This window comes from Clostridium mobile (assembly GCF_018918285.1).
GTDB classification, from domain to species: Bacteria; Bacillota; Clostridia; order Clostridiales; family Clostridiaceae; genus Clostridium_AW; species Clostridium_AW mobile.
Map to the genome: position 1 here is coordinate 1 of NZ_JAHLQF010000004.1, position 25307 is coordinate 25307.

Sequence of the window (25307 nt, forward strand, 5' to 3'; positions counted from 1 at the left end):
CTATAATACTAAGAGACTACAAAAAAGATTAAACGGCCTAAGCCCAATGGAATTTAGAGCTTTGACCGGTTAGGTCAATTTTTGTTATTTTCACTGTCTACTTGACAGGGTGCAGTTCATATTAATAAAACATTACTAAATCAGGTATTTTTAATTTTGTATTAGCTTGTGATTTTTGATAATCCTCATAAAGCTTTTTAGCCTTTTCGTAATTATCTTTTACTGTTTTCTTTGTATATTCATCCGTATCATTTGTAAGTGCTTTAACCGCTGCCTGTAAATTATAAACTCCTCTTTGAATATCTACAGGGACAGTTATATAGTAACATCCTGCATTATTTAAGGTTAATGGATCGTTTTTGTCTGCTTCGTAGGCAAACCTTATTTCTTTTATAGCCTCTTCATTTTTGCCGTTAAGATAATATATGGTACCTAATGTCCTGTGATATTTAGGAACATCATCTTTAAGTTTTATGGTTTCATTCAATATATCTATGGCTTTATCATCTTCCTTTTTTGATAGATGAATAATGGCCATGTTATATTTAATCTCTGCATCCTCTGGTTTCACTATTTCAGCGAATTTAAAATATTCTAATGCCTTATCATCGTTATCTGCATTCCAGTAATGATTAGCTATGTTAAGCATTATATTATAATTATAAGGTTCCATAAACATAGCTGTTCTAAAATAAGGTTCTATTTCTAAAGTCTTGCCTCTCTTCTTTAATATTTGTGGCATTAAAAAAGCATAGTTATCTGGATAATCTTCATTTTTATATAGAGATTGTTTTGCGTACTCTTCAGCCTTGTCCAAATTATCTTTATTTAAATAGAACCATCCAGCATTGTGTAAAACTCTATAATCTTCCTTATATTTATTTAATAAATCATTTATAATCTTCTCTGCTTCCTCATCCTTACCTAGGTCTTGTTGTATATTAGCTTCTATTATAGCCTTTTGAATCTTTCCAATATCTTCTTCCTTAATTGAATCCATTATACTAGTAGCCTGTGATACGGTGTCTTTACTCATGGAGTATATTTTAGCCATCCACATTTTATAGGCTACATCCTCTGGATTTTTAGTAGAAAGATTGTGTATATCCTCTAAAAGAGTATCTTTGTCATTAAGTGCAATTTGAACTAACACATCATATATTTTAAACTCATCTTTATCAATATCCCAGGCCTTTCTAAGAGCTGAAAAACCTGTTTCTTTATCACCAGTGAGCATTAACATTCTGCTATACTCCGCCATATCATAAGATGATTTTTCATCTACGGGATATGAGGATAAAATTTCTTTAGCCTTATCATAATTGTCATTTGCCATATAAACTGCAAACATTATTTTTATAAGCTGCTTATCCTCTGGGCTGTTCTTTAAGGCTTTTTCACCATGTTCTAATGCCTTTTTGAAGTCCTTGTTCATATATTCAGTAAAAACAATGAGATTAATTACATCTTCAGGGTTTTTCTTAAGTTCTTCTATTTCTATTTCTTCTAAATATTTTCTAGAGTTCTCTAAATCTCCTGTCACTGAATAAATTTGTGCTATTTTAGCTTTCCATAGAGGAGACTTGTCCTTTTCATAAAGTTTATTAAACTCTTGTATAGCTTTATCGAATTCTGCGTTATAATAATATTGTTCAGCTTTATTAGTGGCTATACTAAATTTATCCTTTTGAGTTTTTTGATAATATATAAACGTAGAAATTATTAAAATAGCCGACAAAATTCCCACTAAAATCTTTTTATTATTCTTCGCTAAATCAACCCAATCCTTAGAGGTAGCAGTATTGTTCATATTAATCCTCCCATTATAAACTAACATTTTTACTTACGTTTATATAGATTTTATCAAATATACTCAAAAAATGCCATAGGATTATAATGTATTTTATAGTGACAGAGATATAAAAATACATTATTATTTTATTTAGTAGAATATTTTAAATCATAGGAGGTTTTATGAGTAAAAAGAAAACTTCAAATTTAGTTGTTACATTTTTAATATTTGGATTGCTTATTTTAACAGGAACTATTTCCTATGTAATATACTATTCTAAAAATATTGCTCAAATCCAAGATACTAAAGAAAAAGATACGGAAGTTTCCGTGTCGAAAAATGAAGAGAAAGAAACAAAAGAGGCGCCTAAAAAAGACGTTCTCTCTGAAGTTACATTAAGCTTTGCAGGAGATTCAACTATCGGTCATGATAGCAACTTTGCTTTTGCTAATAGTCTTCCTTATGTGCTTAATAAGAACAATAATGATTTTTCTTACTTCTTTAAAAATGTAGCCCCAATATTTAAAGAAGATGATATCTCAGTGGTAAACTTAGAAACTACCTTTACTGAATCCAATGATAGAGAGTCGAAACAGTTTAATTTTAAAGCGGATCCATCCTATGCAAAATCTCTTACTTTAGGTCATATTGAAGGGGTAAATATTTCAAATAACCATATTTATGATTATAAACAGCAGGGATTTAATGATACTATAAAGGCTTTGAAAGATAACAATATAAACTATTTTGGTGAAAATAACGTTTGGACTACTGAGGTAAATGGAGCTAAGTTCGGATTTTTAGGATATATGGGCTTTAACGATTACCCTGAATTTAGAACTAAATTAGAAAAGGATATAAAAAAATTAAAGGATGACGGTCGCATTGTTATAATTAATTTCCATTGGGGGGTAGAGAATAGCTATTACCCTGTGGGTTCTCAAGAAACTTTGGCTCGTTTTGCTATAGATGTAGGCGCTGACTTAATTGTAGGACACCACCCTCACGTAATCCAGGGTATAGAACAATATAAGGGTAAAATTATAGCCTATAGTTTAGGTAATTTCTGCTTCGGTGGAAACTTCAATCCTAGAGACAAAGATACTTTTATATTACAGGTTAAGTATAAATTGAAAAATGGTGTTCCTCAGTCATATGCTGTAAGAGCTATACCAACTAGTATTTCTTCTGTGGATTATATTAACGATTATTGTCCTACTCCTATGGAAGGCGATAATAAGGCAAGACTCTTGAAGAAACTAAATAATCTCTCTAAAAATGCTGGTTTTACCATATCAGACGAGTTTTATGAAATAAGTTACGATGGGAAAAATTGATGTTATGTATTATAATATACTAATGTGAGATTGCGTGATATCCTAAATTTTAAATAAAGGGTGTGTTTAAAATTAATATTAAATTTTACATAAGCGTAATAGTTTCAAAAATAGTTATGAAACTTTCAAAAACCTTCTTTAAAGGGGGATCAAATTTCCCAGGAAAAGTAGCTTTAAAACTAGATGAAAATATATTAAAAACTTTAGGTAAGGATTATAAGGTAATACTTATCACGGGAACCAATGGTAAAACAACCACCACTAGCATGATTTATAACATGCTTAAGGATAGTTCAAGAAAAGTTATAACTAACCACACTGGTGCTAATATGCTTCCCGGTATAGTGTCTTGTTTTGTGGAAAACTTTAAATTTAATGATAATTATACAGGGGAAAAATATGCTGTAATTGAAATAGATGAGGCAAATGTAAAGTTTGTTACCGAGTTCATAACTCCTGAAATAATAACTATTACTAATTTATTTAGAGATCAATTAGATAGATATGGAGAAGTGTACACAACTCTTTTAAAGATATTAGAAGGGGTTGAAAAATCTCCTTTTTCCACTTTAGTTCTAAATGGAGATGAATCTTTGTTAGGAGATTTGCCAGTACCTAATGAAAGAGTGTATTATGGGCTAAACTTTCCTCTACAAGATTCTGAAAGTCTAGATAATAATGCTGACTCAAAGTTTTGTAAAAAGTGTAAAAGTCCTTACACATATAATTTTATAACCTATAATCATTTAGGTGATTATTTATGCGAAAGTTGTGGATATAAAAGACCGCCTTTAAAATACAAGGTGGATGATATAAAAGATCTTTCTAGAGAGGGGTCAGTAGTTACCATTGATGAAAAAGAAATTTACATTAATCAACCTGGTATCTACAATATATACAATGCCCTTTGTGCATACTCTATAGGTAGAGAATTAGGTTTAGATAAAGATATAATATCAGCTACTCTTAAAAATCAAAAAAGTAGCTTTGGAAGGCAAGAAGAGATTAAGATAGATGAAAAAGAGGTTAAAATAATACTAGTTAAAAATCCAGCTGGTTATGATCAAGCCATAAATACAGTGTCCTTAGACGATAGAAAAATCAATTTGGTTACAATGTTAAACGATAATTACGCTGATGGAAGGGATATATCTTGGATATGGGATGTAAAGTTTGAAAATCTTTCTTCCTTAAATGTAGAAAAAATTATGATCTCTGGGGAAAGGCTCTACGACATGGCCATAAGACTTAAAATTGCTGGATTACCAGAAGAAGATTTCTCTTTATGTGAAAACTACGATACATTATTAGATGGAATTAAAGGCTGTGAAAGTAACGTAGTATATGTATTAGCTACATACACTGCCATGATTAATTTTAGAAAATATCTTCACAGTAAAAACTATATAGATAAACTTTGGTAGTAAGGGAGGAAAATTTATGGAATTAAATATTTGTCACCTATATCCTGACCTCCTTAATGTTTACGGTGATATTGGAAACATTCATATACTGAAATACAGAGGAGAAAAAAGAGATATCAAAGTTAATATACTAAACTTATCAGTTAATGAAGAGTTTAAAGGTGATGACTACGATATAGTGTTTTTCGGCGGAGGACAGGATTATGAACAATCCATAGTTTCTAAAGACTTAATGGAGACTAAAAAAGATGCTATAAAGGAATATATAGAAAAAGAAAAAGTGATGCTTTCAATATGTGGGGGATATCAATTGCTTGGTAAATATTATACCACTGTAGAGGGTGAAAAATTAGATGGATTAAACATCTTACCCATATATACAGATAGCGGCAAGGGACGTTTTATAGGAAATACTGTAATAATTAATGAGGATTTTTCTGAAACCTATGTAGGCTTTGAAAATCATTCTGGCAGAACCTACATTGGAGATTTAAAACCTTTAGGTAGAGTAATAAGGGGCTTTGGCAATAATGGTGAAGATGGTTATGAGGGATGCATTTATAAAAATACCTTCGGCACTTACTTCCACGGATGTTTACTATCTAAAAACCCTGAACTTGCTGATAGGCTATTAAAAATTGCCCTTGAGAAAAAATATGGCGAAGAAATTGAACTATCACCTCTTGATGACACTTTAGAAATGAAGGCTAAAGACTATATAATGAATAAAAAAGATTAGTGAAAACTAAAGAATATATAGCTAATACAAAAACATTGATGAAGATTAAAGACTATATAATAAATATAAAAAGATTGATGAAGACTAAAAAACTATATAACGAATACAAAAAAGATTGATAAAGACTAAAACTATATAACGAATACAAAAGCTTGAGGGTCAGAAATTAGTTCTGATCCTCTAATAAGTTTAAGGTAACATTGGAAAGGATTTTAAATAAATGAAGTTAGTTGTAAATAATTCATACAAACCATTTACAGTTAGAGATTATATTAATAAAGCTATTCTCATATTTAATGAAAATCGTATTTTTTTTCTTACTATATTATCTTTGTTAATAAAATCCATATTTTTTCTTGGTTTTATCGCTTCTTCTTCTGGAAACTACATTGCACTTTTTAAACTACCTATATATTTAGTTAATTTTATACTGTATGTAAGTCTTATAACTATTTTTCTATCTGTTGGATATTTATTTAAAGGTTTAGGGCAAGCTTTTGCCTTTGTAACTATAAATCTTTTACTATCTTTATTTATGGTAGCAGATCTTATATATTATAGAGGATTTCAAAGTTTTATTTCTTTATATAGTTTATCTCAGGGAGGAAATTTAGATAACCTTGGGGAAACGATAATTTCAATGCTAAGATCACAGGACATATTATTTATTATTGATATTATAATATTTCTAGTTATAATTCTAAGGAAAAAGACCAGTTATAGACAAGCTAAGAGGAAAGTTTCTTTGTTTTTCATTTTATTGATAGCAAGTAGTTCCTTATCTTTTTACTATCACTACCGCTACGATATATTGGAAGATGGTAAAAATAAGAGATATTTTCATATATATTGGTCCCCCCTTTATAGTATGGGGAGCATGTCCCCTATAGGATATCATATATACGATAGTTACCTATATTTTAAAAACTCTAAACAATTAGAGTTAACAGAAAAAGATCATAAGGAAATAAACGCCTGGTATGATAATAAAGAAAAGAATATTGAAGATAACTCCTATAAAGGAGCTTTAAAGGGTAAAAATTTAATATTTATGCAAATAGAATCATTAGAAAGTTTCTTAATAGGAGCAAAAGTGAATGGAGAAGAGATAACCCCTAATTTAAATAAACTATTAAAAAATTCCCTTCACTTTTCAGAGATATATGAACAGGTTAGCGGTGGAAATAGTTCAGACGGAGATTTAATGGCTAATACCTCCATGCATCCAGTGAAAAACGGCTCTACTTTCTTCCGTTTTCCAAGTAATAAATATAATTCTTTGCCTAGGCTCATGAAAAAACTAGGTTATTATACCTCTGCTTTTCATCCAGATGGCGGTGGATATTGGAATTGGATGCCTGCTTTGCAGTCCATGGAATTTGATAAATGCACTGATGTTACAGGATTTAATTTGGATGAAACCATTGGCTTAGGCCTTAGCGATGGAAGCTACTTAAAACAGCTAAGCGAAAAAATAATTTCTCAACCTAGACCTTTTTATTCTTTCTTAGTTACCTTAACAAGTCATATGCCTTTTGACCTACCAAAAGAATATAGGCATATGAAGCTACCTGAGGAAATGGATAATAATATATTAGGTGACTATTTCCAAAGCATACATTATACAGACAAGCATTTAGGAAAGTTTATAGATTCTTTAGAGCAAAATGATTTATTAAAAGATACAGTACTGGTTATTTACGGTGATCACACTGGTGTTCATAAATATTATAAAGATAAACTGGAAGCTATAAATCCAAAAGAAAATTGGTGGTACAAAGATAACTTTACAGTTCCTCTTATAATATATTCAAAGGATTTAGAAGGAAAAAGCTTCAAAACTATAGGTGGACAAATTGATATAATGCCAACAGTAGCTTATCTTATGGGTGTACCTGAAGAAGAATATATCAATACTGCCATGGGAAGAAATTTACTAAAAACTCGTAAAAACTTTACAATATTAAGTAACGGCGTATATATAGGTGACTATAAAACTGAAGAAGAAAAGCGTCACGCCATAGAAGCTCTAAATATATCGGATAAACTTATTAGAAGCGGATATTTTAAATAAAGTGGGGACGGGTCGTGAAAAATAGGCATAATTAATGCCTATTTTTCATGACCCGTCCCTATTGTTCTCAACTAAATAATATAAACAATTCCTATTTATGTATGATGATTTACAGTATAATACCTCGTAGATATTAATCTACGAGGTATTATTTACTTTTCTATATACCTTATATCTTAAATTTAATTACCAATTCCCTTAATTCTTCAGAAATTTTCGCTTGATATTCTGCAGTAGTTTTTACTTTATCCATATTTTCTGTTGTTTGCTCTACATTAGCTAAAATCTCTCCTGTAAAGGAAGCATTGTTTTGCGCACTACTAGCTATTTCATTTATTGCTGAACTTATTTGTTCTACTGTAGCGTTTATTTCCTCAGTCATAGAAGCTAAATCTTGAGACATATTATTTAAATAATCAGCATCATCACTGTACTGATTTCCTATTTTTATAAAGAACTGAAATTTTTCTTTTACTTGATTTTGAATAAAATCTAATATTTGTTGGCTACTTTGTGATAAATTAGTGAAAGCCTCCTGTACTCTTCCTATGGTAATATGTATTGTGGCGACAGCTTCACTTGATTGTTCAGCAAGTTTCCTTACTTCCTCAGCTACTACAGAGAATCCCTTCCCATGCTCTCCTGCCCTAGCAGCCTCAATTGCTGCATTAAGCGCCAGTAAGTTGGTCTGTTCAGAAATATTAGCTATAGTATTTGCCATAACTTTTATTTCTTCTACTACTTTTCCTTCATCAATTGCTTTTAGAATATCTTTCTCATTTTCATAATACATTTTATGAGTTTCATCATAAGCACTTTGTCCATTCTTTTCTGCTTCTAACGCCCTCTCTTTTATTTCAATGGCATAACCACTTCCATTAACCGCCCTTTTTGATAGTTCTTCTACACTTGAATCAACCTGTGTCATTGAAGCAGACATTTCTTCTGTGGTTGCACTCCACTCTTGAATTCCTTTATTTATCTCAATAGTTGAAGTGTTAATATCATTCATGCTTTCTGTTAAGTCTTCAACGGTAGTAAAAAGTTCTTCACTTGACTCAGATACATAGTTGGAATCTTTAATTATTTCTTTAATTAATTTTTGCATGTTATCTCTTGCATCATTTAAAGATAGAGCAGTTATTCCAAACTCATCTTTTCTTTCGATTTGAATGTTAGAAGAGAAATCATATTGTGAAAGCCTCTTAGCAAAATCTTGAATTTTATTTAAAGGTTTTATAATATCAATACTCATAAGCACAATAAATATTGCAGAGATTACTCCCCCTAGAATTGTAGCAATAATTATTAGATTTCTAGCTGCTAAATATATAGTTTCATTATCCTCATATTGTTTTAATGCCTCTAGATCATTTATTTCTACAACTCTATTTATACTATTAAAAGCATCTTCTCTTAATTTTATCATCTCTGAATTATATAAATTAAGAGCTTGTTCATATTTATTTTCTTCCATAAGTTTTACTAACTGATTCTTATGATCTACGTACTCTTCATATTTATTTTTAAATTCTTCATAGAGCAGCTTCTCATCTTCATTCATATGAATTTTTTCATAAATTTTTAGTTGTTCTCCAATTTCTTCTTCTATATTTTTTAGTTGTTCACTACCTTCTGCTGTATTTTTTTCTAGAATTAAATATATTATATTTGCTCTCATATCATTAAAGCTTCCTTTTATATTTTCTAAGGATTTTATACTCTTTAAGTTATTAGAATACATATCTTGAGCATTTTTATTAATGACATCTGTTCCTCTAATTCCAAGAAATCCTGTTACTATAATTAAAGCAGCAAGAAGAGCAAAGCTAAACAATAATTTGATTTTTACGCTAATGTTTTTCCAAAAATTCATGTAAAACCATTCCTTCCTTTGTAATTATTTAATATCTTTTTATATCATTAGTTGTTTTAAATCTTCTTTATTTATAGGTTTACTAAAGTAATATCCTTGTACTTCATCGCAATTAAATTCTCTTAAAATTTGTAGTTCTTCAAGGGATTCAACCCCTTCTCCTATAACTTTTAATCCTAAAGAATGAGCCATTTCAATAATTTTTGATACAATTATCTGTTGCTTCCTATCTACTTGAATTTTATCAATAAAATACTTGTCTATTTTTATAATATCTATAGGTAATATATTTAAATACTTAAAAGAAGAATATCCTGTTCCAAAATCATCTAAAGCAATTTTAATCCCCATTTTTTTTATGTCGTTTAAAAGTTTTACCGTCCAATCAATATTTTTTACAGCAGTAGTTTCTGTTATCTCTATTTCTAATCTCTCTGCACTTAACCCCGTTTCATTGAGTATTCCACTGATCCAAGATACGAAATTTAAATTTTCAAATTCTCTGCTAGATATATTCACTGCTAAATCTATATCTATTAATTCAATATCTAAAAATTCATTAGCTTCATAGCAAGCTTTTTTCATAATGTAATTGCTCACTTCAAATATTAAACTTGATTTTTCAGCTAAGCTTATTATTTTATTTGGAGGTATATTTTCAAAATTAGAATTCTCCCATCTTAACAGGGCCTCAATACCAACTATTTTCTTGCTTTTTAGCTCTATTTGAGGTTGATAATATACTTGAAACTCTTCTTTTAATAACCCTATTTTTATATTTTTTATTATATTTCTTTCCCAACTTTCTTGTAATAATTTGTCTTGGTGAATTTGTGCATAATTATCGCTTTGTAAATAAGTTTCCAATTAAATCTCACCTCTTTTCATCAAAGATAAATTTATACCTAGTATTTATACCTCATATTTATACTTACTATATGCTATTATTTTCAATTTATTAAAATAATTGTAAATAATAAATGAGCCCGTACAAAGTAATAATTACACTTGCACCGGCTCACTTCTGGACAAAGTTTTTCATTTTTACCCCTCCATTAGCTTAACCATTATATAATTTTTAGTATTATTTCCATATAGTCTTCATGAATATTTTCATCATTAAAAGCTATGTATACTTCCTTAGATAGAATTTGAGATATTTCATGTTCTATCTCTTCTGTTAGTATAGGCGTTAATCCTTGTCGAAAAAACTTTACTCTTTCATAATTTTTTTCTCTTTGTAGAGCAGTTTTTTCAATTTGTGAAAGTATTCCTTTAATGTAGATATTAATATTATTTTCTTTAATATCCACTCTGGTCTTCTCTGGTCCCTTTCCCACGACCTTCTTAATTATACCAGAAATACAACTTTCTACAATGTAATTTATCTCTTTTCTTACAGTGAACAATATTATCACCTCCTTTCCATGTATTAACGCCTCCCTTTTCTCATATTTTCTATATTACCTATAATAATACATAAAATTATATTTTTTTATTATTTATTTGAATATATAGTATTAAATTCATATATTTGGTATGTATTTGGCATATTATTTCCAATATATTAATTATATTGTATATCCCCTTAATTATTTTTTCAATATTTCTCATATTATTGCAAATATATTCATAAAGTTACATTGGCCTATGAAAGCGAAATAAAATAGGTCTAAATTATATTTTTTTATAACTTAGACCTAGAATACACCTATATTTAGGTTATACCTATCTTCTATTTATAACTCTCATTTTTATCAAATTATTTCTTTCATTAGGTGTCATTTCGTTTATTTTTTTAAATTTATATCCCTGAGCTTTTAAATGTTTAATAGTGCTATCTAAAGATTCTACTGTGGTAGTTTTATAGTAACTATCATGCATTAATATTACAGCTAAATTTAAATCGGTGCACTGATATTTTATATTGTTATTTAAAATATTAACTGCCACTACTCCACCTTCTGCATCTCCCGAACTAACATTCCAATCTATATAGTCAATACCCTTCGCATTTAGTTTATTTCTTATGGTTCTCAACACTTCCGAATTAGATACAAGATTATCAGATCCACCTGGCAATCTTGTATAGTGAATTACTTCTTCCCCCGTTATGTTCTTTATAGAACTAATACATTTATTAAGATCATTAAAATAGCTTTCTGAATTATTATATATAGTTCCATAGTTATGTGAATAGGTGTGAGGAAGTATGCACATTCCCTCTTTATATAATCTTTTTGCTACATGAGGATAGCTTTCTACGGAAGTTCCAATTACAAAAAAAGTTGCTTTTACATCATTATCTTTTAATATCTTTAGTATTTCAGGAGTATTGTTTGGCGAAGGTCCATCGTCAAAAGTTAAAAAAACTACTTTTTCTTTTGTACTATTATGGGCCATTACTTCATTAATACCTATAGTTGAATAAATACTTATTAAAATTAATGCATAAATAAGGAAATATCGATTTTTTTTCACACTAGCACCTTCTTAAAATATAATCTACCTTTTAATAATAGATTAACCTCTATTTCCTCATTCATGCTTAGTAATTGAAGGAAATTATTATTATATTCTTTCTATTATAATATTTTCCCCTTTAACATCTACCCCTATTACATCTCCCGGTATTATATCCCCTTTTATTAACTCTTTTGCAATTTGAGTTTCCAAAGTATTTTCAATATATCTTTTTAAAGGTCTTGCTCCATAAATAGGGTCATATCCTTCTGTGGCCATAATTTTTTTAGCTTCATCCGTAACTTTTAAGCTTATATTTCTCTCCTTTAATCTACCTTCTATACTCTCTAAGAATATATCTATAATTTTTGTAATCTCACTATTGGTTAAAGGCTTAAACATTATTATATCATCAAGTCTATTTAAAAATTCTGGCTTAAATCTATTTCTAAGCTCATTCATAACCCTATTTCTAATAGGTTCTTCTATACCTGAATTGCTTTTATTTTCAAGAAGATAGCTACTTCCAATGTTAGATGTCATTATTATTATACAGTTTTTAAAGTCCACTGTTTTTCCTTTATTATCTGTAAGTCTTCCATCATCTAATATCTGAAGAAATACATTAAATACATCTTCATGAGCTTTTTCAATCTCATCGAATAGAATTACTGAATATGGTTTTCTTCTTACAGCTTCAGTTAACTGTCCACCTTCTTCATATCCTACATATCCTGGAGGAGCACCAATAAGTCTTGATACAGAGTATTTTTCCATGTACTCAGACATATCAATTCTAATTATACTTTCTTCACTATCGAATAAATTTCTTGCTAAAGTTTTAGCGAGTTCTGTTTTACCTACTCCTGTTGGTCCTAAGAAAATAAATGAACCTATTGGCCTTTTAGGATCCTTCATCCCCGCTCTGGCTCTTATTACTGCATTAGATACTGTTCTAACTGCCTCTTCCTGTCCTATTACCCTTTTACTTAATTCATCTTCAAGTCTTAATAATTTTTGTTTTTCCCCTTCCATTAGCTTTGATACAGGTATTCCAGTCCATTTTGAAATTATCTGAGTTATTTCATTTTCAGTAACTTCTTCTTTTAACATATTTCCTTCTTGATTTTCATTGATTATGGCTTCTTTTTCTTTTATTTCTCTTTCTATTCCAGGTATTACTCCATATTTTAATTCAGCCACTTTATTTAAATCATAGGTTCGCTCCGCTCTTTCTAATTCCCCTCTTACATTATCTAGCTTCTCTTTTAAATTTCTTACTGAAGTGATTTGTTCTTTTTCTTTTTCATATTTTGCTGTCATTTCTTTATCTTTTTCTTTTAAGTTGCTTAATTCTTTTTCCAATTCGTTAAATCTTTCTTGTGAACGATGGTCCTTTTCTTTAGATAGGGCTTCTTTTTCTATCTCTAGTTGAAATATTCTTCTTTTTATAATATCTAATTCTGTTGGAAGGCTATCTATTTCTGTTCTTATCATAGCTCCTGCTTCATCAATTAAGTCTATAGCTTTGTCTGGAAGGAATCTATCTGTAATATATCTTTGAGAAAGCTTTGCAGCAGCTACAATTGCTGAATCGTGAATCCTTATACCATGATGAATTTCAAATCTTTCTTTTAACCCTCTAAGTATAGATATACTGTCTTCTACTGTAGGTTCCTCAACAATAACTGGTTGAAATCTTCTTTCCAAAGCTTTATCTTTTTCAATATACTTTCTATACTCATCAAAGGTAGTTGCACCAATACAATGTAGCTCTCCTCTAGCTAACATTGGCTTTATAAGATTCCCCGCATCCATAGCCCCCTCTGTTTTTCCTGCTCCTACTATGGTGTGTATCTCATCTATAAATAATATTATCTTTCCTTCACTGCTTTGAACTTCTTTTAATACTGCCTTTAGTCTTTCTTCAAATTCCCCTCTGTATTTAGCACCGGCAATTAAAGCTCCCATATCTAGTGAGAATATAATCTTATTCTTAAGCCCTTCTGGTACGTCTCCTTTTACTATTCTTAATGCCAATCCTTCCACTATGGCGGTCTTACCTACTCCTGCCTCTCCAATAAGTACTGGATTGTTTTTTGTTCTTCTAGATAATATCCTAACAACCCTTCTTATCTCCTCATCCCTACCTATGATTGGATCTATTTTATGATTTTTAGCGTCCTCTGTTAAGTTTCTTCCGTATTTTACTAAAGCTTCATAAGTTCCTTCTGGATCCTGAGTATCAACTCTTTGGTTTCCTCTCACCTGAGATAAAGCGTTTAAAAAATCATCTTTATTTATATTAAATTTCTTTAATATTCCTCCTACTATTCCATTTTTATCAATATCCATAATAGCAAGGGTAACATGCTCTACGCTAATATATGAATCGCCAAATCTTTTAGCTATTTCTTCACCCTTTATAAAAACTTCTTCAAATCTCCTTGTAGCATATATACCACCACTTTGAGCACCTTCACCTAATACCTTAGGCATCTTATCTAATTCTATATCTATTTCTTCCCTTAGCACTTTGATGTTTACGCCCATTTTTCCAAAAATATTAGGGATAAGTCCATCATCTTCAGAGTTTAAAGCTGCAAAAAGATGAATTATATCAATCTGTTGATGATTATGTTTTATAGCAACTGATTGTGAATCATTTATAGCCTGCTGAACCTTTAATGTTAATTTTTCAATATCCAAAATAAGCACCTCCATTTTATATTGCATATTTTTTATTTTATATTTTTATTTTGCGTACCTTTGTATTAATCGGGGACGGGTCATGAATTTTCGCTAACTCTTTAATTATTATCTTACTCATTTATTCAATTTACTCACTTATATTTTGCTAATTTTCATGACCCGTCCCTGAATATTTTCCATAAATATTTTCATGTTTTAAACATCTATCTTTTTTATATAATATTGGTCAAAGAAAGTCAAAGTCTAATTTACCCTAAAAAATAGAAAACCTATGCATTTTATAGCATAAGTTTTCTATTTTAAAAGTTTTTTATTAATTGCTTCAAATTTCTCTATTATATAGTTTTATTAATATTTAAGGCCAAACTAAAATATTTTATAGATTCATTTATATTTTTCATTTTATAGTACATATGTCCCATTTCCATGTATCTTTCATATACCTGCTTTTTCGTTCCATACTTCATTAAAGCATCTAATGATAAATTCATATACATTTCTTTTGAAGAAAGATCTCCTTTTTTACCTAATATAAGAGCTTTTAAATGATAAGCCTTTTCTATATATCTCATGTCTTTTAAATTTATAGCATAGTTTATTGCTCCATCACTTATTTTTTCCGCTTCTTCAATTATATTATTCTCTATAAGCTCTTCTATACATTTAAGCATATATTTAACTAAAGTTTCTTCTTCTTCACTAGGACAACAACTTAAACCTTTTCTAATATATTCAACTGCTCTGTCTTTTAAATTTAGAGTAAACATAGCCTGTGCATAGTTAAATACAGCATTAGCTATATTTATCTTATTCTCGCCATATAATTCATAAGCTTTATTCTCGTAGTGCTGAAAATCATCTTTATTATTAATTAAAGTTAAGAGTGCCATCATATGAAAGCTTTCTGCTTTCTTTAAGTCATTATCGAAAAAAATTATTAAATCCATAAGTCCTTTAGCTATTTCATAAGCTATATCATATTGCTTCGCCATTATATAGCAATGACATTCGTTAAATGTTGCTCTTGTAATAAATTCATTATCCTTTCTTTTTTTAGCCTCTTCTTTCACTGTGTTGTAATACCCTGCTGCTTGCATATATTCCTCGGAACAATAAAAATATTTCGCTATATCCATATAGTATATTAATTGATTTTCATCGGATTTTGATTTTAAACAAGTATCGTAATACTTAGACATTAAAACTTGGAGTTTCTCATATCTTTTCATTTGGATATTGTAAACAAACATCAAATGCATAATTTCAAAGGATTCTTTATAATATCCATACTCTTCTGCGTAAGATAAATTGTATATAAGTTGTTCTTGATAGTCGTTTCTATCTAATTTTTTTAGTCTCTCTAAGTTTTTATTAATTTGACTTCTCACATCATCCTTTAAATAATCTATATCTAGATCTAACTTCTTTGACAAAAATTTCAATATCCATTCCTCTGGTACAACTTTATCATTTTCTATACAGCTCATTTTGGATACGGAAATTTTATCTTCACATATATATTTCAGGGTATATCCTTTATATATCCTAGCTCTTCGGATCTTTTCACCAGTAGAAAGTATCTCCATAATTCTTCACCTATCCATTTAACACTCTTTTATTATTCCTAACTTTTTAAAGACTTCAACTCCATAATTTAAATATTGTACTGCCTCACTTTCTTTACCATAATCTATATAAAATTTTCCTATCATAATTGATATTTCTGCCGCTTCTTTTAAATAATTTATATTTTTAACAAAATTTAAAGCCAATAGTAAAGAGCTCTCAGCTTCCTTTAAATCCCCTTGCAACATATGAACTCTATATTTTAATAAATAGTATTGTATTAATGCGCTATTATCTCCATCTTTCATGCTTTCTATAATCTCATCTAGGGTTGTCTTAGCATTTTTTACATCTTTTAGCTTAATGTAATTTTCACATATATTAACTAAAGTTTCAATAAGCTTTGAATCCCTTATATTTCTTCTTATTTCTTTTGCCTTATTTAAATGAATAAAAGATTCTTCTATATTATCAAATTGATAGAATAACTTTCCTAGATTATTTTCAATTTGAGCAACATAAACTTCATCATTTATTTCCTTATATAAAGCTAGGGTTTTTTTAGAATATTTTATGGCATTATCTATATCGCCTTTTTTATTATATTGTTCTGATATCATTAATAATGTACTTGCATAAGATTTTTTATCATCAATTTGTTTAAATTTTTCCTTTGCTAGAAATGAATAATCTATAGCCTTTCCAACATTCTCTAAAGCATATTGAACATTTGCCATATTATAGTAAATTTCTCCTAATAAAAAGTCGTTACCTATATTATTATCAGTATAAACCTTTTCAGCCTGTTGAAAATAGCTTGCTGAAGAGTGATATGCCTTTAGTTTTAAAGTTATTTTACCTAAGTTTACAAAGGTATTTATTATTTCTTCATATCTATTTTCCTTTATAAAAATTACATTAGCAGATAAGAAAAATTGTTGAGCTATGGTCATTTCACCCTTATTCATGTATATTGATGCTCTTAGATAAGAGATTCTAGCCTTTCTATAATCTAAATTATATTTTTCCGCATAAAAAAAGGCCTGTTCAATATATTGTTCTCCTAAGCAAAAATCCTTATTTAATATGTATGATTCAGCTATGTTTTCATAATAGGTACATATTTTTTCTGCCTGTGTCTCTTCAGATTCCATCAAATACTCTACTGTAGTATTTAAAGCCACAGCTAAATATTCTAGTAAATCCATACTAGGATTAGATTTACCTGATTCTACAAGACTTATTTGACCCGGAGTAATCCTATCACCTGCTAAATCTTTTAAGGTCATATTTAGTTCTTTTCTTGTTCTTTTAATTTTTTCACCTAGTGACAATATTTCCATAGTCCACTCTTCCTTTACTTGAAAATTTATATTAATTATATTTAATCTATTACAAATACTAGTATATTATAACATATTTTAACGATGTATAATTGAAATAAATGAAAATTATAAGAAAATTATATAAATAGATATAATTTTCTTATAATTTTCATTATTATTGTCACTATAAAACAAATTTATGATTTTTATGTAAAAACAAAGAATACTAAAAAGGGAAGTAATTTAATCACTTCCCTTTTTAGTACATTATTTCATCCATCTCATCATGCCCGCATAAGCATCTTCTGCACTATTTCTTATATATCTATTAGCCCTTTTCATTCTTCTTCTTGTATTTCTGTCCATATCAGGCATTAATAGCATTGTTGCAGCTGCTCCAAGTACCATTCCTGTTATAATTCTATTACGCATAATCCATCACCTCTCCTATATAGAATATAACAATAGATTATGCAATTTATAATTTTTTAATTCAATAATTTGATGGAATTTATTTCATATAAATTTTAAACTTCATTTTTTAACATTTCATCCATGGCTTCATTAGCTAGTTTATCGCATCTGTTGTTGTACTCATTATCAGAGTGACCTTTTACTTTAATAAATTTCACATGGTGATAGCTTAATAGTTCTATTAACTTTTCCCATAATTCTCTATTTTTTACCGGTTCTTTTGAAGAAGTTCTCCATCCATTTTTAAGCCACGAATCAATCCATTTATTATTTATGGCATTTACTACATAAGCAGAATCGCTATAAAGTTGAACTTCACAAGGCTCTTTAAGGATTTTTAGAGCTTCTATAACCGCTGTTAACTCCATAATATTATTTGTAGTATTTCTTACTGCCTTTTTTATCTCTCTTTTATGCTCATTATACATGAGAACTATGCCATATGCACCGATAGTATTTTCTTTTCCGTTACCTCTACAAGCCCCATCAGTGTATATCGTAATTTTTTTCATTAAAACTTTTTCCTCCCTTTAACCATCTATTTACTTAATACCCTAAAAGCACATTTTTATACACTTAAATTTTCTTGAACTTCTTCTTGTTCCACTTCTTTTGAATCCATTTTGCTGATATCTTTATTAAATCCCTTCACTGTGCTTATTAATCTTGTTACATTATCAGTGCCTACTAAAGCAGATATATATTTAGTACCTTCTTTTATAGTTCTTATTATATCTTTATCTCCTTGCCAATTCTGAAGAATAATTTCTTCTGGTATATCATTTAGCAGAGAATTTAGACCATAAAAGGCTATTGCTATATCATCTATTTTACCTATTAGTGGTATAAAATCCGGTAAAATATCAAAAGGTAATGCTAAATATGAAATAGTTCCCGCAACTTTAGCCTTGGTAACAGTACTGACTCTTTTATCCCTTAACAATCTCCAAAGTAGTGCTACAATATCAGGTATAATCATTCCATATTCTACAATTTTCTCATACTTATTCGGAACCCTTTGTCCAACTTCGTTTCTAATTTCAGTGTAGCAATCATCTTGGGGAATATAATTTTCATTTTCTTCTTTCTTTTCAAATTTTAAGGTTTCTTTATCTTGAGTGTACACTATATTTTCTATTTCTGCTTCTAAAGAACCTTCAAATAAAGTTACAGATTTTAAATCAAAATTAATATATGGCACTAGTTTTGCTATTGTATTAATATCTACTGATAAAGTTTCTTTTCCTGCTTTAACTCCATACTCTTCAAAATCTTTTAACACCTTGTTTAATGCAAAGTTTTTAATCCCATTTATTATGCCTATCTTAGCTACCTTTACTTTTAATATACTCACATTTAATAAATTATCTTTTATACTTCCAATAGCTAGATTTGCTGAAAAGGGAATATTAACTACCTTTTTATAGCTTCCTTCTACAGTTATAAATTCATTTATTGATACTTTATTAAACTCTAATCCTTCAACCTTAATAAATTCTTTTAATGCTCCTAAAATATCTTCTTCTTTTACTAAAGCTTTTACCGATGAAATTTTCATATTATCCCCCCGCCTTTAAATATAAGAGGTGTTCCCCCTTAGCTTTATTTACATATTATTCAATAGTATTTATATATTAAAGTATACAGCAAAAATTGATTTCTGCAATAATATACATAATTTACTATAGAAAATTTTATGATTTTCATTGGACTATTATATAAAAATATTATAATATATTGCTGAAATGAAGATTTTGTCGAATTTCGCTATATATTTTTATCTAAAGGAGGTATATAGATGAGCAAAATTAAGCAAAAGCATATATATATTCCTATAATTACGGCGGTTATATCCTTAATGTTATTAATAGGAGTAAACTTCTTTTTTAAATCTACCGGTAATAAAAGTTATACAGAATTTTTAGCAGATCTATCAAATAAAAAAGTATCTACAGTATATCTTACAAATACACCTACCATTAAAATTAAACTAACAGATGGTAAAATATATGAAACAGATAATCCTAGAATGGATAACTTTAAAGAAACTATGTTAAAGTCTGGAGTGCGAGTTTCAGAAAACGCACCTTCAAACACTGTTAATATTGTTTTTATGTCAGCCTTTATGATTTCAATAATTTCATTGATAGTTGGATTGGTTAAATCATCAAATGTAGCTTCACGAGGAATGCTATCCGTAGATTCTCTTGACACTTCTGCTACAGAAGATATACCTTTTAATTTTAATAGTGTAGCTGGTAATGAAGAGGCAAAAGAAAGTGTTATGGATGTAGTAGATTTTATAAAAAATCCCGAAAAATATAGTTCCTATGGTGCAAGAATGCCTAGAGGGATTATATTATATGGTGAACCTGGTACTGGAAAAACTCTTTTAGCTAAAGCTGTAGCTGGTGAAGCTAATGTTCCTTTCTATGCCATGTCAGGTTCAGATTTCGTACAAGTTTACGTAGGGGTTGGTGCTAGTAGAATAAGACAGTTATTTAAAAAGGCAAGAGGTCACGGAAAAGCTGTTATATTTATAGATGAAATTGATGCCATAGGTAAAAAAAGAGAGAATTCAAAAAACGGGGGATCTGATGAGAGAGATCAAACTCTAAATGCCCTATTAACTGAGATGTCAGGCTTTAATGAAAAAGAAGGGATAATAATTATGGCAGCAACGAATAGATTAGACATGCTGGATGAAGCCCTGTTAAGACCAGGTAGATTTGATAGACATATTGAAGTATCACTACCAGACTTAAGTGCTAGAAAAAAGATTTTATCACTTCACTTAAAAAACAAACCAACAAATAATATAGATATTGAAAACTGGTCACATAAAACTGCTTATTTTTCAGGTGCTAAACTAGAGAGTCTTGTAAATGAAGCTGCTATAATTGCTTGTAAAGAAAATAGTTCCTTTATCGAAAATTCACATTTAGATAAAGCTTATTCAATAGTTATGGCAGGATATGAAAAACAAAATAGAGATTATATAAAGGAAAAAGATAGAAAAATAACAGCTTATCATGAGGCAGGACATGCTTTAGTATCACTTAAAACTCTTCCTAATGAAAGAGTTGATAAAGTAACAATTATTCCAAGTACTAAAGGAGCAGGTGGCTACACTATAAGTATACCTGAAGATAGCATGTACCAAAGCAAAGACTACTTAGAAAAAAGAATTATGGTACTGCTAGGTGGAAGAGCTGCCGAAGATTTAAAATTTGGCGAGAACTCAATAACTACTGGTGCACATAGCGACTTAAAACAATGTACTAATATAGCATTCCACATGATAACACAATATGGAATGGGAGAGACTTTAGGTCTATTAAATATGCAACAATTAATGGATCTCAATATAAATCAAGATAAAATAATACTTGAATGCAAAAATCTTGTAGACAGACTATATAAAGAAACGAAAGAACTTTTAGCTAGAGAGATCTCATCTCTAGAAGAAATATCTACAAAACTTCTAGACAAAGAAACCCTACATCATGATGAATTAATGGGGACAGTTCACACATTTTCACCTCTAAACTAATGAAATATGTGGGGACAGTTCACACATTTTTAGCTAAATTCAATAAAATAAACACAGAAAAAACAGGGTGTTTGAGTGAACCGTCCCTGTTTTTCGCTGTTTTTTACTTTTCTATGCTTCCTATAAATATAAATGATATAATTAAACCACCAATTAGTCCACCGATATGGCCTAAGTTGTCTACATTTGCTATTGAAAACCCAATGATTAAGTTTATAAATATAACTGACATTATATTGTTTATAAACCCTCTACCAATCCTGTCCTTATACTTCAATGCCATTACAGCACAAGCTCCAAGCAATCCAAAAATTGAGCCAGATGCTCCGATTGATATACTTGGCGAAAATATATAAGAAAAAGTAGATGAAACTATGCCTGATACTAAATATATGAATGCATATTTCCATTTACCATACACTTTCTCTACAAAGGGTCCTATTGAATATAAAGCATACATATTGAATGCTAAATGTACTATTCCTCCATGAAGAAAAGTACATGTCAGTAATCTATAGTACTGCCCTCTGTCAATTAAAGGATTGAACTTTGCACCTAAAAACACTAGCACATTAACATTGCTATCTATTAAATTTCCTGATAAAAGAGCTGTTATTATATACATAAATATGTTAATTCCCATAAATATATAGGTAATTGTAGCTTTCTCTAAACCCCTTTTTCTAGTAACATTATTACTATTATTATTTACGTTAGCATTTATATAATATGATATTAGATTAATAAGTTCTTCATTATCCCCTGTATAATAAAATATCCTATCTGCATTTTCACTTAATATAACACAAGATTTATCTATATTATAAAAATTATATGCTGAACTATACTGTGAAGATTCATTATCAATCTGCTTAGTATAGTTTTCGATCCATTGATAATCGTCAGTAAAAAATATTTTAGTCATAGTTACATTACTAATATTTAAATTATCCTGTAAGTCTCTTATGATCCATTGATCATTTTTATTATCATAGTATTCATGACATAGTAGAATAACTTTATGATTATATTCATTTATTCTTTTTACTAATATCCATTTACTCATAGTTCCTGCATAATCTATATTTAGTTCTTGTATAGAGTAGTCCAGATTTTTTACACATCCCTCTAATATAAGATTTATAAATTTATCTCTATTGTTCATTTCTAATAATCTCCCTTTTCAAACAGTAATATTGATAAAACTAATATATACTATTATATATTAGTTTTATCAATATTACCTTTATAAATAGAAAATTTATTTTAGTTAAATTTCATGACCCGTCCCCAACTTCCACTGGACTTCCATCTATATATTTTAAAGAGCTGCCAACTTGTTTATATAATTAATAGTCGACAGCTCTTTTTTATTCTTATTTCAAACTAAAGATAAAATTACAACACTTGGATTTAATATTAAGTCTATTTCATAAAATGGTATTGGTGATTTTGTTTTACTATCATATAATACCCTTACCACTGGTCTATCTGGGAAACCTTTATTTTGTCTTACTACATATCCTTCTTCACCGGTTGAAAGGCTTACACAGCTACCTAATGGATAAATTGCAAAGGTTTCTTTAAAATTCATTACAAGCTTTTCATCAAATATTGCACCAGAACCTGCTAAAATTAACTCGTAAGCATCATTAGGACTAAACTTTTTTCTATAACATCTATCATTACTTACTGCATCAAACACGTCACAAATACATACTACTTTAGCAAATTTAGAAATATTATTGTTTATTAGTCCGTAAGGATACCCTCTACCATCAACTCTCTCATGATGCTGCTCGACAATATCGATTATATCACCAGATATTGAATAGTTTTTTCTTAATATTTCCCCGCCATAAATCGTGTGTTTTTTTATTTCATCAAATTCTTCTTCGCTTAACTTACCTTCTTTATTTAAAATGGTTATAGGCACCTTAGTTTTTCCTACATCATGAAGAACAGCTCCAATTCCTAAGTCCTTTATCTCTTTTTCTTTAAATCCAGCTGAAAGTCCTAGGAAAGAAGACATTATGCACGTATCCAAAGAATGAATATATGTATAATTATCATAAGTTTTGATATCATATATACTTTTGTTTACATCTCCCATTTCGATTATATATTGCACAAGATCTTCTACAACATTTAAAGTCTGACGTAATTCTTTGCCATTACAACTATGAATATTTTTAATTATTTGAGACATGCTTTGCATTGTAAATTGTTTTAGTTCTACTAGTTGCTCATCTTCAAGGACTACGTCTTCAAGTCTTTTATCTTCAATATAAACATAATATACGCCTATTTCTTTTAGTTTTTTTATATAGCTATTTGAAAGCTTAACTCCTGCTTTCAAGAGTATTTTCCCATCACTAGTTAAGATACTTTTGCCCAGTACCTCATTATTTTTTACACGATTAATAAACTCAAGTCTCATGATTATTCTCCTTAAAAATAACATTTACATAAAAACAAGCATACTAATACTGGTTTAGTCACCTAACTATGATAATAACATAGTGCATTCATGAAATAAATACAAAATTAGAATAATTCTGTCAAAATTATTATTCAATTAACAAAATAATTATAGATAATACACACCTTATAAATATTCATCTTTTTTCAACTTAATTTCTTCAAAAACCCTATTAATTTCATTTTTAATCAGGTAGCAAATTTCGCTTAATTTATTTTCCACTTCTTCAATATCTTCTGTATAGTCAAATTTAATTAACCATGTTGGATTATATTTATCATCTATATATTCTATATAATAGCCCTTCTCTTTAAATATTTCCTCATTAAAACAATCATAAATAGCAGTATATTCCCATTCCTCAACATCATCCTTTGTGTCGAAGTATAAATTTATATTTTCCCCATCATAGAAAAATTGAGTTATATATTCTGCTCCTTCATCAACTTTATAGCTACCTAACTCTTTTACAAAAATATTATTTTCTTTTTCCATTAAAATAAGTGATGAAAATTCCATTTAAATTCCTCCCTCCTATAAACGATTTACTTTTTACCATTTTTTGTATATAATGTAATTGTATATTTATATTAAATATTATATATGTAATTAAACATAATTTATTTATCGTAGTAAATAGAAATTTATTAAATACTTGCAAATATTTTATCATGAGGTGACTTCAATGAAAATAAAGAAAATGAAGAATAAACATAAGTATAATTTAATCATATTTATAGTAATTTTAGTGATTTTAGCTTTCATAAGAATAAGAATTATACGAATAAATAGCAGAGAAATAACTTACTCAGTAGAGAGATATGTAACAAGCGGCATATTTAATCGTAATAAACTGCACCACGTGAACAACTTTCACATAACATTTTCTGATGGGAAAATTGCTGTTGTACAAGTTATTGGACCACAAAAAAAGTCTCCTTATAAAAAGGTAAAATATGATGTCCTAGTGGAAAAAAACTCAAAAGGAATTTGGAAAGTAAAAAAACTATACCAAATTCCTGAAAGTTAATAGTTATTCTTTAATTAGGCAATCTTTGCAGACTCCTTTAAACTTTATATTAACCTCTTGTTCAGCAAGGGTAAATCCTGTTTTATTTTTAATAATTTGTTCTAATTGTTGAATTGGGCAATCAATCTCAACCTCTTTATGACAAATAGTACATTCTAATGGATGAGTATGTTTATTATGATTTATTACATAATTGTATTTACCATCTCCAATATCGAATTTATCAACAATACCTTTATTATTCAGCAATTCTAGGTTTCTATAAACCGTAGATAAATCGACATTGCATCCATTATTCTTACACTGATCATGAATATACTCAGCTGTTACTCCAACACTACAATCCTTTAATACTTCAATTATTTTTATTCTTCCTTTGGTTATCTTAATATTATTTAATCTTAAAAACTTATCTATGCTCATATTATCACCTTATACTTATAATAAATTATTATATCAT

At 28.9% G+C, this 25307-nt stretch carries 21 protein-coding genes; 6 read left to right on the top strand and 15 right to left on the bottom strand.

Going from position 1 to position 25307, the window contains the following annotated elements:
• Nucleotides 1-121: 121 nt before the first annotated feature.
• Nucleotides 122-1810: a tetratricopeptide repeat protein gene (locus KQI86_RS15315; RefSeq protein WP_216440263.1), complete on the bottom strand. Its 1689-nt coding sequence runs from the start codon at nucleotides 1808-1810 to the stop codon at nucleotides 122-124.
• A 164-nt stretch (nucleotides 1811-1974) separates the two neighbouring features.
• Here KQI86_RS15315 and KQI86_RS15320 point away from each other — a divergent pair, with 164 nt between their 5' ends.
• The 4 genes from KQI86_RS15320 (at nucleotide 1975) to KQI86_RS15335 (ending at nucleotide 7366) form a co-directional block, all read left to right on the top strand.
• Nucleotides 1975-3129, top strand: a complete 1155-nt coding sequence (locus KQI86_RS15320) for a CapA family protein (protein WP_216440264.1) — start codon at nucleotides 1975-1977, stop codon at nucleotides 3127-3129.
• A 62-nt stretch (nucleotides 3130-3191) separates the two neighbouring features.
• A complete protein-coding gene (locus KQI86_RS15325) occupies nucleotides 3192-4553 on the top strand; it encodes a Mur ligase family protein (RefSeq protein WP_216440265.1) in 1362 nt (453 codons plus the stop codon).
• 16 nt (nucleotides 4554-4569) lie between these two features.
• On the top strand, nucleotides 4570-5292 hold the full coding sequence (locus KQI86_RS15330) for a type 1 glutamine amidotransferase (protein ID WP_216440266.1): 723 nt from the start codon (nucleotides 4570-4572) through the stop codon (nucleotides 5290-5292).
• 220 nt (nucleotides 5293-5512) lie between these two features.
• Nucleotides 5513-7366, top strand: coding sequence for an LTA synthase family protein (locus tag KQI86_RS15335; RefSeq protein ID WP_216440267.1), 1854 nt, complete (start codon nucleotides 5513-5515; stop codon nucleotides 7364-7366).
• A gap of 169 nt (nucleotides 7367-7535) precedes the next feature.
• Here the strand turns inward: KQI86_RS15335 and KQI86_RS15340 are convergent, their stop codons facing one another.
• From KQI86_RS15340 to KQI86_RS15385, 10 genes are all read right to left on the bottom strand, one after another.
• Entirely contained in the window at nucleotides 7536-9242 is a 1707-nt protein-coding gene (locus KQI86_RS15340; RefSeq protein ID WP_216440268.1) for a methyl-accepting chemotaxis protein, read from the bottom strand.
• A 39-nt stretch (nucleotides 9243-9281) separates the two neighbouring features.
• A complete protein-coding gene (locus tag KQI86_RS15345) occupies nucleotides 9282-10109 on the bottom strand; it encodes a putative bifunctional diguanylate cyclase/phosphodiesterase (protein ID WP_216440269.1) in 828 nt (275 codons plus the stop codon).
• A gap of 200 nt (nucleotides 10110-10309) precedes the next feature.
• Nucleotides 10310-10651, bottom strand: a complete 342-nt coding sequence (locus KQI86_RS15350; RefSeq protein ID WP_216440270.1) for a Na-translocating system protein MpsC family protein — start codon at nucleotides 10649-10651, stop codon at nucleotides 10310-10312.
• A 319-nt stretch (nucleotides 10652-10970) separates the two neighbouring features.
• On the bottom strand, nucleotides 10971-11723 hold the full coding sequence (locus tag KQI86_RS15355) for a polysaccharide deacetylase family protein (RefSeq protein WP_216440271.1): 753 nt from the start codon (nucleotides 11721-11723) through the stop codon (nucleotides 10971-10973).
• A 90-nt stretch (nucleotides 11724-11813) separates the two neighbouring features.
• Nucleotides 11814-14414, bottom strand: a complete 2601-nt coding sequence (clpB, locus tag KQI86_RS15360) for an ATP-dependent chaperone ClpB (protein WP_216440272.1) — start codon at nucleotides 14412-14414, stop codon at nucleotides 11814-11816.
• A gap of 338 nt (nucleotides 14415-14752) precedes the next feature.
• The gene (locus KQI86_RS15365) at nucleotides 14753-16003 is read right to left on the bottom strand and encodes a helix-turn-helix domain-containing protein (RefSeq protein ID WP_216440273.1); all 1251 of its coding nucleotides are present in this window, start codon (nucleotides 16001-16003) and stop codon (nucleotides 14753-14755) included.
• A gap of 18 nt (nucleotides 16004-16021) precedes the next feature.
• Nucleotides 16022-17326, bottom strand: a complete 1305-nt coding sequence (locus tag KQI86_RS15370; protein WP_216440274.1) for a helix-turn-helix domain-containing protein — start codon at nucleotides 17324-17326, stop codon at nucleotides 16022-16024.
• Nucleotides 17327-17575: 249 nt separating this feature from the next.
• A complete protein-coding gene (locus KQI86_RS15375) occupies nucleotides 17576-17740 on the bottom strand; it encodes a YtxH domain-containing protein (RefSeq protein WP_216440275.1) in 165 nt (54 codons plus the stop codon).
• A 95-nt stretch (nucleotides 17741-17835) separates the two neighbouring features.
• The gene (gene rnhA, locus KQI86_RS15380; protein WP_216440276.1) at nucleotides 17836-18294 is read right to left on the bottom strand and encodes a ribonuclease HI; all 459 of its coding nucleotides are present in this window, start codon (nucleotides 18292-18294) and stop codon (nucleotides 17836-17838) included.
• Nucleotides 18295-18350: 56 nt separating this feature from the next.
• Nucleotides 18351-19340 carry a YkvA family protein gene (locus KQI86_RS15385; RefSeq protein WP_216440277.1) on the bottom strand — a complete coding sequence of 330 codons (990 nt, stop codon included), beginning with the start codon at nucleotides 19338-19340 and terminating at the stop codon, nucleotides 18351-18353.
• 240 nt (nucleotides 19341-19580) lie between these two features.
• Here KQI86_RS15385 and KQI86_RS15390 point away from each other — a divergent pair, with 240 nt between their 5' ends.
• Entirely contained in the window at nucleotides 19581-21335 is a 1755-nt protein-coding gene (locus KQI86_RS15390) for an ATP-dependent metallopeptidase FtsH/Yme1/Tma family protein (protein WP_216440278.1), read from the top strand.
• A gap of 103 nt (nucleotides 21336-21438) precedes the next feature.
• Here KQI86_RS15390 and KQI86_RS15395 read toward each other — a convergent pair whose 3' ends face one another.
• The 3 genes from KQI86_RS15395 to KQI86_RS15405 form a co-directional block, all read right to left on the bottom strand.
• Entirely contained in the window at nucleotides 21439-22500 is a 1062-nt protein-coding gene (locus KQI86_RS15395; protein ID WP_246582852.1) for a rhomboid family intramembrane serine protease, read from the bottom strand.
• A gap of 216 nt (nucleotides 22501-22716) precedes the next feature.
• Entirely contained in the window at nucleotides 22717-23775 is a 1059-nt protein-coding gene (locus KQI86_RS15400; protein WP_216440279.1) for an HD-GYP domain-containing protein, read from the bottom strand.
• Nucleotides 23776-23943: 168 nt separating this feature from the next.
• Nucleotides 23944-24336 (bottom strand): DUF6762 family protein, encoded by a 393-nt coding sequence (locus KQI86_RS15405; RefSeq protein ID WP_216440280.1) that lies wholly within the window; start codon nucleotides 24334-24336, stop codon nucleotides 23944-23946.
• Between the two features lie 166 nt (nucleotides 24337-24502).
• On the opposite strand from KQI86_RS15405, the gene KQI86_RS15410 reads away from it, so the two are divergent.
• The gene (locus KQI86_RS15410) at nucleotides 24503-24847 is read left to right on the top strand and encodes a hypothetical protein (RefSeq protein WP_216440281.1); all 345 of its coding nucleotides are present in this window, start codon (nucleotides 24503-24505) and stop codon (nucleotides 24845-24847) included.
• Nucleotides 24848-24850: 3 nt separating this feature from the next.
• On the opposite strand, the gene KQI86_RS15415 is transcribed toward KQI86_RS15410, so the two are convergent.
• Nucleotides 24851-25270 carry a Fur family transcriptional regulator gene (locus KQI86_RS15415; RefSeq protein ID WP_216440282.1) on the bottom strand — a complete coding sequence of 140 codons (420 nt, stop codon included), beginning with the start codon at nucleotides 25268-25270 and terminating at the stop codon, nucleotides 24851-24853.
• Nucleotides 25271-25307: the final 37 nt, after the last annotated feature.

Excerpts from the sequence above, each read along its gene's own strand:
- KQI86_RS15370 (WP_216440274.1), bottom strand. The coding sequence starts at position 17,326 with ATGGAAATATTGTCACTAGGTGAAAAAATTAAAAGAACAAGAAAAGAA.
- KQI86_RS15365 (WP_216440273.1), bottom strand. The coding sequence starts at position 16,003 with ATGGAGATACTTTCTACTGGTGAAAAGATCCGAAGAGCTAGGATATAT.
- KQI86_RS15330 (WP_216440266.1), top strand. The coding sequence starts at position 4,570 with ATGGAATTAAATATTTGTCACCTATATCCTGACCTCCTTAATGTTTAC.
- KQI86_RS15400 (WP_216440279.1), bottom strand. The coding sequence starts at position 23,775 with ATGAGACTTGAGTTTATTAATCGTGTAAAAAATAATGAGGTACTGGGC.
- KQI86_RS15320 (WP_216440264.1), top strand. The coding sequence starts at position 1,975 with ATGAGTAAAAAGAAAACTTCAAATTTAGTTGTTACATTTTTAATATTT.
- KQI86_RS15315 (WP_216440263.1), bottom strand. The coding sequence starts at position 1,810 with ATGAACAATACTGCTACCTCTAAGGATTGGGTTGATTTAGCGAAGAAT.
- KQI86_RS15335 (WP_216440267.1), top strand. The coding sequence starts at position 5,513 with ATGAAGTTAGTTGTAAATAATTCATACAAACCATTTACAGTTAGAGAT.
- KQI86_RS15390 (WP_216440278.1), top strand. The coding sequence starts at position 19,581 with ATGAGCAAAATTAAGCAAAAGCATATATATATTCCTATAATTACGGCG.
- KQI86_RS15340 (WP_216440268.1), bottom strand. The coding sequence starts at position 9,242 with ATGAATTTTTGGAAAAACATTAGCGTAAAAATCAAATTATTGTTTAGC.
- KQI86_RS15375 (WP_216440275.1), bottom strand. The coding sequence starts at position 17,740 with ATGCGTAATAGAATTATAACAGGAATGGTACTTGGAGCAGCTGCAACA.
- rnhA (WP_216440276.1), bottom strand. The coding sequence starts at position 18,294 with ATGAAAAAAATTACGATATACACTGATGGGGCTTGTAGAGGTAACGGA.
- KQI86_RS15405 (WP_216440280.1), bottom strand. The coding sequence starts at position 24,336 with ATGGAATTTTCATCACTTATTTTAATGGAAAAAGAAAATAATATTTTT.
- KQI86_RS15395 (WP_246582852.1), bottom strand. The coding sequence starts at position 22,500 with ATGAACAATAGAGATAAATTTATAAATCTTATATTAGAGGGATGTGTA.
- KQI86_RS15385 (WP_216440277.1), bottom strand. The coding sequence starts at position 19,340 with ATGAAAATTTCATCGGTAAAAGCTTTAGTAAAAGAAGAAGATATTTTA.
- KQI86_RS15410 (WP_216440281.1), top strand. The coding sequence starts at position 24,503 with ATGAAAATAAAGAAAATGAAGAATAAACATAAGTATAATTTAATCATA.
- KQI86_RS15415 (WP_216440282.1), bottom strand. The coding sequence starts at position 25,270 with ATGAGCATAGATAAGTTTTTAAGATTAAATAATATTAAGATAACCAAA.